The organism is Streptacidiphilus pinicola, from assembly GCF_003258295.1.
GTDB classification, from domain to species: domain Bacteria; phylum Actinomycetota; class Actinomycetes; order Streptomycetales; family Streptomycetaceae; genus Streptacidiphilus; species Streptacidiphilus pinicola.
Map to the genome: position 1 here is coordinate 13198 of NZ_QKYN01000093.1, position 12048 is coordinate 25245.

Genomic DNA, 12048 nt, shown 5'->3' on the forward strand with positions numbered 1-12048 from the left:
AACTCAACTCAGGGCGGACCCCTGCGGAACCGCCACGCCGAAGTCGGAGGTCGTGGAGCCGGCGATCTCGCCGCCGTCGAGGACGAGCTCCTGGCCGGTCAGGAAAGCGGCCTCCGGCGAGGCCAGATAGTGGAACGCCGCGGCGATCTCCGACGGCAGGGCGTGCCGGCCCGCCGGGATCCTGGCGTTCACCTCGGCGAGCATCTCCGGGCTGTACTCCGCCAGTTGCATCGGCGTCAGCACCGCACCCGGGGTCACGCAGGCCACCCGCACGACGGGGCTCAGCTCCAGCGCGAAGGTGCGGCACAGCGCCGCCACGCCGGCCTTGGTGGCGTTGTAGTCGGCGTAGTTCGGGAAGGCCCGGTGCCCGTTGACGGACGCGGTGCCCAGCAGCACGCCGCCGCCGTCGACGACCATGTGCCGGGCCGCGGCCTGCCACAGGCCGAACACGCCGAGCAGGTTCACGTCCACCACCCGGCGCGCCTCGGCCCAGGTCGTCGCGAGGACGTTGTGCCGCACGCTGATGCCGGCGTTGGCGATGACCACGTCCAGGCGTCCGTGCTCCTCGTGCGCCCGGTCCACGGCCGCCGCGACGGCGGCCCAGTCGGCGACGTCGGTCTCCCGCCAGGTGACGCCCGGGGCGTCCGCCGCCGGAGGCCGTACGTCCAGGTTGTAGACCCGGTCCCCGGCCGCGGCGAAGCGGGCGGCCGTGGCCTCCCCGATTCCGCTGGAAGCCCCGGAAATCAGCACGATACGCATGGCCGGGTTCCTTTCTCCTCGGTCTTTCGGTGGGCTTTTCGCTTCTCCTTGATGGTTCCAGTCCGGGCGTGGGCGACCCAGGCAGCGTCCCGGCAATTCCCGTTTCGTTCCCGGCAATACCGCTCCTCGATACCGTCCGGTACCGCCGGGATTCTGCCGGGAACGGAACAGGAACGGGAACGCGGGCGGGAACGGGAACGGGATCGGGAACCGGAACGGAACGGGAACGCAAAAAAGAGCGGCCGGGCACCTTTCGGTGCCCGGCCGCTCCTCGCGGTCGGTCGATCAGCCGTGCAGCGCCGCCGCGAGCCCGGCGGCCGTGCGGCAGGCGAAGACGCGGTGCACGTCCGGCGCCTCCCCGTACCGCAGGCCGATCCGGCCGGCCAGCCGCAGCGCCCCGACGGAGTCGAGCCCCGCCGCGAACAGGTCCTCACCGGGCCCCACCGCGCGGCCCAGGACCTCGCCCGCCAACACCGCCAACTCCGCGGCCCGGTCCGGGTCGCGGTCGGCGACGTCGAGCAACGCGCCCACGCTGCCGTCCGCCGGCGCGGCGGCGAACGCCGTCAGCAGGTCGACGAGCCGTGCCAGCAGCCGCCGCGCGACCGGCGCGGGGATCGCCTCGGGCCGGTGGTCCAGCGCGAGCAGCAGCCGCTCCCCGGGCGCGGCGGTGAGCTTGAGCGGGTAGTGGTAGGCGTCGACGCCGTCGATCCCGGTGACGCGTGGCCGACCGCCCTGTTCCGGCTGTTCCCGCTGCTCCTGTGGGTAGTTCTCGAAGACCATCGAGGCGTCGTGGAGCGGTCCGAGGCCGGCCGCGCGCGCGATCTCCGCCGCGCCCAGGTGGGCGTGGGCGGCGAGCTCGCCCTGTTCCCGGTGCAGCCGCCGCAGCAGCGTCGTCAGCGACTCCGTCGCCTCCAGCCGGACCCGCACCGGAACGGTGGCGAGCAGCAGCCCGACCATCGCCTCCACCCCGGGCAGTTCCGGCGGGCGGACCGACACCGTCGCCCCGACGACCACGTCCCGGCGACCGGTCAACTCGCCCACCAGTGCCGCGTAGGCGGCCTGGACCACGGTGTTCGTCGTGGTGTCGGCGGCGCGCGCCAGCCGGCCGAGATCCCGCGTCACCCCCTCCGGCAGCTCGGTGGAGACACGTTCCGGCAGGGTCGGCAGCCCGGCCGCGTCGACGCCCGGAGCCACCAGGGTCGGCCCGTCCAGCCCGGCGAGCGCGGCGGACCACGCCGCCCGCGCCGCCGTCCGGTCCTGGGCCGCCAGCCAGGCGTAGTAGGGGCGGACCGGCACCGGCGTCCCGACGGACACCTCCGCGCCGCCCAGCAGGTCGTTCAGCTCGTTCAGGAGCAGCGGCAAGGACCAGCCGTCCACCAGTACGTGATGAACCGTCAGCACCAGCCGGGCGCGGCCGGTCCCCTCGCGCAGCAGGGCGAACCGCAGCAGCGGCGCCTCGGTCACGTCGAAACGGCGCAGCCGGTCCGCGCTGAGGAACGCGGCCGCCCCCGCCTCGTCGACGGTCAGCTCCTGCCAGGGGACCTGGACGCGCTCGGCGACCAGCTGCAGCGGCGCGCCGGAGGCGCCGGTGCGGAAGCTCGCGCGCAGCGCGGCGTGGCGGTCCACCAGCCGCTGGCAGGCCGCGCGCAGCGCCGCCGGCTCGACCGCGCCGCCCAGCTCCAGCACCAGCTGCACGTGGTAGACGTCGGGCGCCTCGGGGCGGTAGCGATGGTGGAACAGCAGGCCCTCCTGCATCGGCGTCACCGGCAGCGCGTCCGCCAGCCGGCCGCCGTGCCGCGCCACCGCGGCCTCGAAGCCCTCCAGTTCCCGCTGCCCGACGACCGCCGGGAGCACGTCCGCGGGCGTCAGCCCGCCCGCTCCGGGCGCCCCGGCGTGCTCCGCCAGCTCGCGCAGTGCGCCCAGCCAGGCGGAGCCGAGCCGCTCGGCCTGCTCCTCGGTGAACAGCCCCTCGGGCCACATCAGTTGCAGGCACAGGGCCGGACCGTCCGCGGTGTCGGCCGCGACGGCGGTCACCTCCCACGCGTGCGCGAGCGACATCTCCGGGTGCGCCATCGGGCCGAGCTCCGCGCCCTCGGGCGCCGACGCCCAGAGCGCGGAAGCCGTCCGGCCGCTGCGGCCCAGGTAGTTGAACCCAACCTGCGGCGTCGGCAGCGCCGCCAGGACCGGCGCCGTCCGCGGATTGAGGCGGCGCAGCAGCCCGTAGCCGATGCCGTGGTCCGGCAGCGCCCGGACCTGCTCCTTGACGCGCTTCAGCGCCGTGCCGGGCGTGACCGGCGTCCCGTCGACGCCCACACCGGGGTCGATCCGCACCGGGCGCAGGTCGGTGAACCAGCCGACCGTCCCGGACAGGTCCAGGTCCAGGTCTGTGCCGTGGTCCTGCTGACGGCCGTGGCCCTCGAGGTCCACCAGCAGGCCCGGGGCGGCCGGTGCCCCGTCGGCCCCCGCCTCCCCGTCGCGTCCGCGCTCGACCGCCAGCGCCAGCCCGGTGAGCAGCACCTCCTCCACGGTGGCCCGGTACGCCGTCGGCAGCGCGCCGAGCAGCGCCTGCGCCTGCTCGGGCGGCAGCGTCCAGGACCGGGACCGGGCGGTGCCGTGCACGTCCCGCTCCGGGTCGAGCGGACGCGGCGTCAGCGGCGCGTCGCCGCCGGCCAGCAGGCCTTCCCAGAAGGGCAGTTCGGTGACCCGCTCGGGCCGCGACGCGGCCTCGGTCAGCCGTCGCGCCCAGGTGCGCAGCGAGGTGGCGACCGGCGCGGGCGCGTGTGGGCCGCCCCCCGCCTCTGCCGCCTCCCACGCGGCGCGCAGGTCGGGCACGAGGATCCGCCAGGACACCTCGTCGACCGCCAGGTGATGGGCGACCAGCAGCAGCCGCCCCTGGGCCGGGCCCGCGTCGAGCCACACCACGCGCAGCACCTGCCGCAGTTCGGGCGCGAGTTCGGCGCGGGCGCGAGCCGTCTCGACGGCGAGCAGCGCGGTCAGCGCCTCCGCGTCCAGGCCCTCGGCCGGGACCCGCCGCACGCAGTCCCAGGCGCGGACAGTCCCGGCGGGCGACACGTCCAACGCCCACGGCTCGCCGCCCACCGCCTGGGCCCGCCCCTGCCGCCGGGCCCGCAGCCGCAGCGCGTCGTGCCGGTCCAGCAGCGCCTGTACCGCCGACACCAGCCGTCCCCGGCCCAGACCGGCGGGGACGGTCAGCAGGGTCGCCTGCGCGAAGTCCTCGACGGGGCCGTGGTGGTCGGCCAGCCAGTGCATGACCGGAGTGGCCGGCAGCGTTCCGCTGCCCGACTCGGCGGGCTCGGCGACGGGCGGAGCGTCCGTCTGCGCGACCCGCGCCAGCGCGGCGACGGTGCGGTGCGTGAACACGTCCTTGGGGGTGAACCGCAGCCCGGCCTGGCGGGCGCGGGCCACCAGCTGGATCGAGGTGATCGAGTCGCCGCCCAGCTCGAAGAAGCTGTCCTCCGCGCCGATGCCGTCCGCCTCCTCGCCGTGCAGGACGGCCGCGAACAGCCGCGCCAGCGTGGTCTCCGCCGGCCCGGACACCGGGCGTCCCCCGGCCTCGGGCGCGGCGAGGGGCGCCGGCAGCGCCTTGCGGTCCAGCTTGCCGTTCGGCGTCAGCGGCAGCTCGGCCAGCTCCACCAGGGTCTGCGGCAGCATGTAGCTCGGCAGCGTGGCCGAGGCGTGCGCGAGCAGCTCGTCCCGGGAAAGGACGGCTCCCGGCGCGGCGACGACGTAGCCCACCAACTGCCTGGCACCGCCCAGGCCGTCGCGCACCACGACCACGGCGTGCCCCACGGCGGGGTGACGGGTCAGCGCGGTCTGGATCTCGCCCAGCTCGATCCGCTGGCCGCGCAGCTTGACCTGGTCGTCGGCGCGGCCGAGATAGTCCAGCTCGCCCTCCTCGGTCCAGCGCACCACGTCCCCGGTCCGGTACATCCGGCTGCCCGGCTCGCCGTACGGGTCCGCGACGAAGCGCTCCGCGGTCAACGCGGGGCGGTTGGTGTAGCCGTCCGCCAGCTGGCTCCCGCCCAGGTAGAGCTCGCCGGCCACACCAGGCGGCACCGGACGCAGCGCCCCGTCCAGGACGTAGGCCTGCGAGTTCCAGATCGGACGCCCGATGGTGACGGGCGCGTCCACGCCCTGCGCCATGAGCTCGTCGGCCACGGTGATCTGCACCGCGGCCTCCGTCGGCCCGTACAGGTTGTGCAGCTCGGCGTCGAACCCAGCCGCGCGGAACCGGTCCCGGGTCTGCGGCGGCAGCGCCTCGCCGATGCAGAACACCCGGCGCAGGCTCCGGCACCGCCCGGTCAGCTCCTCCAGTAGGAACGCCTGCAGCATCGACGGGACGAACTGCACGGTCGTGACCCGCTCACGGTCGATCAGGTCGGCCAGGTACGCGGCGTCCTTGTGGCCGCCCGGCTCGGCGATCACCAGCGCGGCGCCCGTCTGCAGCGTCCACACCAGCTCCCACAGCGAGGTGTCGAAACCCGCCGAGGTCTTGAGCAGCACCCGGTCGTCCGGCCGCAGGCCGAAGCGGTGCTGCATCCAGGCCAGGCTGTTCACGATGGCGCGGTGCGACACCACGACGCCCTTGGGACGTCCCGTCGAGCCGGAGGTGAACAGCAGATAGGCCGCGTCGCCCGGCAGGGTCGCGCGCCGCGCGGGCGAGCGGTCCACCCCCGGCAGCGGCTCGTCGAGCAGCAGCCGGGGCGGGCCCTCCGGCAGCGCGCCGGCGTCGCGGCCCGTGGTCACCACCAGCGCCGGACGCGCGTCCTCCACGATCCAGCCGATGCGCTCGGTGGGGTAGTCGGGGTCGACGGGAAGGTAGGTTGCGCCCGTCGCCAGCACCGCGTGCAGCGCCACGACCAGCTCGACCGACCGGTGGACGGCGACCGCCACCCGGTCGCCTGCACCCACCCCCCGTGCGCGCAGCACGGCTGCCAGTTCCTGGACGCGTGCGTCGAGTTCGGCATAGCTCAGCTCCTGTCCCGCACAGACGAGGGCGGTGGCGGCGGGAGTGCGCGCCACCTGGGCCCGGAAGAGGTCCGGCAGCGTCAGCTCCTCCGGGAGCCGCTGCTCGGTGTCGTTCCACTTGCGCAGCACCTTCTCCAGCTCGTCCTCGGCCAGCAGCGGGATCCGGCCCACGAGGGTGTCCGGCTCCATCGCGAAGACGGTCAGCAGTGTGCTCAGCCGCCCCAGCAGCCGGTCCGCGTCGAGCGTGTCGAAGACGTCCTCCTGGTGGCTGAGCGCCAGCCGCAGCGAGCGTCCCACCGCCGCCGTGAGGTTCAGCGGATAGTGGGTGGAGCCGGTCGCGGCGCCGCCCTCCCCGGGGCTGTCGGGCAGCACCCGGACCGCCGTGTCGCCCACGCGCACGTCGTCGTGGGCGGCGCCCACCCCGGACGGGCCGCTGGCGAAGGCCACGGTGCTGTCGTACAGGTCACCCAGGCCGACCCGGCGTTGGATCTCCGACAGGCCCAGGTGGTGGTGCGGCTCCAGGTCCATCTGCTCGCGCTGGATGCGCCGCAGCAGTGCGGTCACCGTCTCGTTCGGATCCATGCTGACCCGCACCGGCGCGGCGCCGATCAGCAGGCCGACGATCTCCTCCACCCCCTCCAGCTGCGGCGGGCGTCCGGAGACGGTCTGGCCGAAGACCACGTCCTGCCGCCCGGTCAGCCCCGCAAGCAGCAGCGCCCAGGCGCCCTGCACCAGCGTGTTGACGGTCAGTCCGGCCCGGCGGGCCGACCGCACCAGGGCGTCGGTCAGCTCCTCGGACAGGTCCACGGACGTGAGCCTCGGCAGCCGCTGCGGACCGGCGTCGCCGCCACGTCCGGCCGCGACCAGGGTGGGCTCCTCGAACCCGGCGAACGCTGCGCGCCACGCCTCGCCGGCCGCGTCCCGGTCCTGCGCCTCCAGCCACGCGAGATAGCGGCGGAACGGCACCACGGGCGGCAGCCCGTCGCCCGCCGGTGCGGCGCAGAGGGCGAACAGCTCCTGGAGCACCAGCTGGAAGGACCAGGAGTCGAGCAGGATGTGGTGGTACGTCAGCACCAGCACCTGGCGGTCGTCGTCCAGCCGTACCGCCGCCGCCCGCAGCAGCGGCGGCCGCGCCAGGTCGAACCGGCGGGCCCGCTCGTCCTCGCGGTAGCGGGCAAGCCTCCGCCGCTGCTCCGGCCCGTCCAGTCCGCGCAGGTCCAGCTCCTGCCACGGCAGCTCGACGCTCCGGCTGATCAGCTGCACCGGCTCGCCGCTCTTGCGCGTCTGGAACCCGGCCCGCAGCACCGCGTGCCGCGCCACCAGCCGCTCCAGCGCCCCGCGCAGCGCGTCGGATCCCAGGGGGCCGCACCACTCGAAGGCCACCTGGACCGTGTAGGCGTCCACACCCTCGTTCTCGTACAGGGCGTGGAACAGCATTCCGTGCTGCAAGGGCGTCAGCGGCAGGGCGGCTTCCAGTCGGGAGGGCGTCATCTCCGGGCTCCAAGGGGGCTGCGTCGGGGCATCACCCTCGGATCCTCGCCGCGCCCGCCCTCCGGTCCCAGGAATCGGCACGGCAACTCACCGGTAGTTCTGCCGGTCGCGTGCCCCGGACGAGCGTGCCTCGGACGAGCGCCCTCGCGCTCACCCCACCAGGAACGCGCCGTACACCGTCTGGGTGGAGGTGCCGCCCGCCGTGTCCACGACGTAGGTCCGCAGCGCCACGGCTCCCGCCGTCGCGGGCTCGGGGACCTCCGCCAGCCACTGGCCGCCGGACCAGGTGGCCTTGACGTAGTGCCAGGTCTTGCCGCCGTCGTGGGAGGCGTAGACGCGCAGCTCCTTGACGGACTCCGGGGCGAAGTGCTGCTGGCCGTCCGGCCACGGCTCGTTGACGCGGTGGAGGCTGATCGAGACCGGGGTGGTGCTGCCCGGGGCCGCGCTGTTGCCGAGACTCAGCCCCCACGGGTTCAGCGTGGCCAGGTAGCCGGGGGCCACCTCGGAGACGGCGGGGTCGGCGTGGAAGTGCCAGTCCAGCGTCACCCCCGTGGTCAGCTGCGCGGGCAGCACGCGGGTGGCGGACACCGCGAGGTCGTACCAGCCGGCCGCGCCGATCCGCTGGGAGAAGGTCGGCGCGCCGTAGCTCGCCTTCAGGGTCTGCCGCTTCAGGACCCGACCGCCCTGACTGAGCGTCACCACGTCGCGGGTGTCCGCGGACCCGCTCGTCCCCGCGTCGGTGTCCGCGATCATCTTGTAGGGGGTGAAGGTGACGGCCCGCCCGGTCACGTACGGCAGGCCCGCCGCCGGCCCCCACGCCGCGCGGCCGAAGGTCTGCCAGATGTGCCGCCCGCCGGTCAGGTTGAGGTTCCCGGTGGTGGCGGACGTGTCCAGCCCCTGCGCGCCGGTGTCGTTGTAGCCCTGGAGCGACCACTGACCGGGGGAGAGGTAGGCGTTGCCGGTGACGCCGTTGCCGAGCATGTCGGCGTAGCCGTAGAGCTGCGAGTCACAACTCCCGCCCGCGGGGGCGGGCTGGGCCAGCACCGAGTTGATCGGTTGCGAGGTTTCGCCGTTCCGCATCGCGAGCGAGACCTCGGCCATGCCGGCCTGCCGGAAGGCGGCGTTCGGCGCGGCGGGCAGGCCGCTGGTCACCCGGGTGACGGCGTAGAACCCGTTCGAGGAGGGCTGCCCCGGCCCGCTCGCCATGTCCGAGGCCCAGGTCTGCATCCAGGCGAACCGGAACTGGGTCGCCCGCGGGTTCGGGATCTCGTAGACCTTGCCCGGGATGTTGTAGACGCCGACCTCGCCGCCGATGTCGTTCACGGGGCAGGCGACCGCGGTCTCCTCGGAGCCGTAGGAGGAGGCGGCCTTGCCGGAGGTGGCGTCGACCGAGGCGGTGACCGGTCGTCCCCTGCGCGCGTCGAGCGTCACGGCGGTGTTCCCGGAGACGGCGACCTGCGTGGCGGCGAGCGTGTCGCTCATCCGGTAGACCGAGTTGTCCGGCGTCTCGATGTCCACCACCAGCGACCACGATCCGGTGGCCAGCCGGACCGGCTTGCCGCTCTTGGCCGTCACCCGGTCGCCGGTCCTCGGGTTGGTCAGCACCACGTTCGACGTGACCTTCGCCCCGGTCCGGCTGATCGTGGTCACCGTCAGCGTGCCCCCGGCGGCCTGCGCCGGCGAAGCCCCCAGAGCACCCGCCGCCGCCGTCAACACGGTGGTGGCGGCCAGGCTCAACAGCTTGCGGTTCACGTGGATCCCCCCTGGGCCCGATGCGGTCCGAAGGAGACCGCTGCGGCCCGCGACCCTACTCCACCCCCCACCGCCCCGGACGGTGGGGTCGGCGCATCAGCTCACGGCCACATCAGGCAGTAGAGCTGGTGCCCCGCGTCATGCAGGCGGTTCGCGAAGTCCTGCCACTCGTGCAGCATCTGGTAGATCACGAAGGCGTCCCGCGGGCCGCGGCGGTCCGGGACGGTGGACCAGATGAAGGCCGCCGTGCCGAGTTCCGCCTCGTCCGCCTTGAGCAGGGGCTCGACCACGGACTGGGGGAGCTGGACGACCGCGTAGTCCGGGTGGAGGACGACCAGCTCCAGTGGGGGTACCTCGTTCAGGGGCATGCCCAGGATGCCGGTGAGGACCATCGCGCTGACCGTCTCCGGCTTGATCTTGGTGGAGAGGCTGCCGCTGATGGGCTCGTCGGAGCCGTCCGCGCCGGCGTCGAGGCCGTGGAGCTCGCCCAGGCGACCGAGCGTGGCGAGTTCGCCTGCTTCGAGACCGAGGCCGTCGCGGCCCAGGGCGGTGGGAACGCGGGCGGCCGTGGCGCGGTCGGGTGCGCCGAAATACTTGTAGGTCACCCCCACGCGGCCAGCACCTCCACCTCCGTCGCCCCGCTGCGACGTCGTCCTGTCGAACCCGCGCCCACGGCGCGCAGCGCGGCCCGGCCGCTCGACGCAGCCGTCACCGACACGTCCCGCGCCGCACTCGGAGTCCCTACGCTCCTCGGACACCCCGGACCATCCTTACCGTCCGTCGTCGATTTGCCAACAGGCCGCCGCGCACCTCCGCAGGACGCACACGCATGTGCGCCGGATGGCCCGATCATCGTCCCAGATGATCGGCGCGGACATGCCGTGTGCGAGGCTGCGATTTTGAAACGACAGCGATTTGAGACCATGTTCCCGTGAGCGATCTCGTGAGCAAGCACACCATCGGCAGTCCGTACCCGTACGAGGCACCTGCCTCCCAGGCGTTGTTCGAACGCGCGTCCGTCGTGACACCCGGCGGGGTGAACTCGCCGGTCCGCGCCTTCAAGGCCGTCGGCGGCACGCCCCGCTTCATGGTCGCAGGTCAGGGACCGTGGCTGACCGACGCCGACGGACGTGAGTACGTCGACCTGGTGTGCAGTTGGGGCCCGATGATCCTGGGCCACGCCCACCCCGAGGTCATCGGCGCAGTTCAGGACGCCGTCTCCCGGGGTACCTCCTTCGGTACGCCGGGCCAGGGCGAGGTCGAGCTGGCCGAGGAGATCGTGGCGCGGATCACGCCGGTCGAGCAGGTGCGCCTGGTCTCCTCCGGCACCGAGGCCACCATGTCCGCGATCCGGCTGGCCCGCGGCTTCACCGGCCGCGCCAAGGTCGTGAAGTTCGCCGGGTGTTACCACGGTCACGTCGACGCGCTGCTGGCCGCGGCCGGCTCCGGCGTCGCCACCTTCGCGCTGCCGGACACCCCCGGCGTCACCGGCGCCCAGGCCGGCGACACGATCGTGCTGCCCTACAACGACCTCGACGCCGTCCGCGCCGCGTTCGCCGCACACCCCGGTGAGATCGCCTGCGTGATCACCGAGGCGTCCCCCGGCAACATGGGTGTGGTCCCGCCGCTGCCCGGTTTCAACAAGGGGCTGACGGAGCTCTGCCGCGCGAACGGCGCGCTCTTCATCTCCGACGAGGTGATGACCGGCTTCCGCGTCTCCAAGGCCGGCTGGTACGGCTTCGAATCCGCGAACGAAGGGTGGTCCGCGGACGTCAAGCCGGACCTGATGACCTTCGGCAAGGTCATGGGCGGCGGCTTCCCCGCCGCGGCCTTCGGCGGCCGCGCCGACGTGATGGCCCACCTCGCCCCGGCCGGCCCGGTCTACCAGGCGGGCACGCTCTCCGGGAACCCGGTCGCCACGGCCGCCGGACTCGCCCAGCTGCGCGCCTGCACCGACGCCGTCTACGCGACCGTCGACCAGGTCGCCGCCGAGGTCGGCGCGCTGGTCACCGAGGCGCTGCACAAGGAGGGCGTCGCGCACCGGCTGCAGACCGCCGGGAACATGTTCTCGGTCTTCTTCACCGACCAGCCGGTCACCAACTACGACGAGGCGCGCGCCCAGGAGTCGTTCCGCTTCACCGCCTTCTTCCATGCCATGCTCAGCCAGGGCGTCTACCTGCCGCCCTCCGCGTTCGAGTCGTGGTTCGTCTCCGCCGCGCACGACGAGCGCGCGCTGGAGCGCATCGCCGCCGCGCTGCCGGTCGCGGCCCGCGCGGCCGCGGAAACGACCCAGAAGGGGTACTGAGCCGTGAGCAAGAGCGACATCACCGTCGTCCACCTGATGCGGCACGGCGAGGTGCACAACCCGGAGGGCATCCTCTACGGGCGGCTGCCGGACTACCACCTCTCCGAGCTCGGCCGGAAGATGGCCGACCGGGTCGCCGACCACCTGTCCGGACGCGACATCACCCACGTCGTCGCCTCGCCGCTGGACCGCGCCCAGGAGACGGCCGCCCCGATCGGCGCCGCGCACGGGCTGACCGTCGCCGAGGACGAGCGGCTGATCGAGGCCGCCAACATCTTCGAGGGCAAGACCTTCGGCGTCGGCGACGGCGCGCTGAGCAACCCGTCCCACTGGAAGTACCTGACCAACCCGTTCAAGCCGTCCTGGGGCGAGCCGTACATCGAGCAGGTCGTGCGGATGATGGGCGCGCTCGGCGCGGCCCGCGACGCCGCGCGCGGCCACGAGGCGGTCTGCGTCAGCCACCAGCTGCCGATCTGGGTCACCCGCTGCTTCGCCGAGCACCGCCGGCTCTGGCACGACCCGCGCCGCCGCCAGTGCTCGCTGGCGAGCCTGACGTCCTTCACCTACGAGGGCGACAAGATCGTCTCCATCGGCTACAGCGAGCCCGCCCGCGATCTGCTCCCGGCTCATCTGACCGGCAAGAAGGGGCCCCTGACCAACAAGTCATTCGGGGCCTGAGCGAGCATAAAGATCAATTAAATATCCACTACACGAAGCGTCGTGGCAGGTCAAGGGCCTACCACGACGCATTC

General features: G+C 73.7%; 6 protein-coding genes. 2 read left to right on the forward strand and 4 right to left on the reverse strand.

Features of this window, described 5'->3' with window-relative positions:
• Positions 1 to 3: 3 nt before the first annotated feature.
• From DN069_RS23600 to DN069_RS23615, 4 genes are all read right to left on the reverse strand, one after another.
• Positions 4 to 759: an SDR family NAD(P)-dependent oxidoreductase gene (locus DN069_RS23600; RefSeq protein ID WP_111504002.1), complete on the reverse strand. Its 756-nt coding sequence runs from the start codon at positions 757 to 759 to the stop codon at positions 4 to 6.
• 285 nt (positions 760 to 1044) lie between these two features.
• A complete protein-coding gene (locus tag DN069_RS23605) occupies positions 1045 to 7239 on the reverse strand; it encodes a non-ribosomal peptide synthetase (RefSeq protein WP_111504004.1) in 6195 nt (2064 codons plus the stop codon).
• A 150-nt stretch (positions 7240 to 7389) separates the two neighbouring features.
• A complete protein-coding gene (locus tag DN069_RS40995) occupies positions 7390 to 8991 on the reverse strand; it encodes a hypothetical protein (RefSeq protein WP_207892241.1) in 1602 nt (533 codons plus the stop codon).
• A 101-nt stretch (positions 8992 to 9092) separates the two neighbouring features.
• Entirely contained in the window at positions 9093 to 9596 is a 504-nt protein-coding gene (locus tag DN069_RS23615) for a hypothetical protein (RefSeq protein WP_341538496.1), read from the reverse strand.
• A gap of 326 nt (positions 9597 to 9922) precedes the next feature.
• On the opposite strand from DN069_RS23615, the gene hemL reads away from it, so the two are divergent.
• Together hemL and DN069_RS23625 are read left to right on the forward strand one after the other, a co-directional pair.
• Positions 9923 to 11296, forward strand: a complete 1374-nt coding sequence (gene hemL, locus DN069_RS23620) for a glutamate-1-semialdehyde 2,1-aminomutase (RefSeq protein ID WP_243639641.1) — start codon at positions 9923 to 9925, stop codon at positions 11294 to 11296.
• Between the two features lie 36 nt (positions 11297 to 11332).
• A complete protein-coding gene (locus DN069_RS23625; protein ID WP_111504028.1) occupies positions 11333 to 11974 on the forward strand; it encodes a histidine phosphatase family protein in 642 nt (213 codons plus the stop codon).
• Positions 11975 to 12048: the final 74 nt, after the last annotated feature.

Bases quoted from the DNA above. Each gene is read 5' to 3' on its own strand.
- DN069_RS23625 (WP_111504028.1), top strand. From the start codon at position 11,333: ATGCGGCACGGCGAGGTGCACAACCCGGAGGGCATCCTCTACGGGCGG.
- DN069_RS23600 (WP_111504002.1), bottom strand. From the start codon at position 759: ATGCGTATCGTGCTGATTTCCGGGGCTTCCAGCGGAATCGGGGAGGCC.
- DN069_RS23605 (WP_111504004.1), bottom strand. From the start codon at position 7,239: ATGACGCCCTCCCGACTGGAAGCCGCCCTGCCGCTGACGCCCTTGCAG.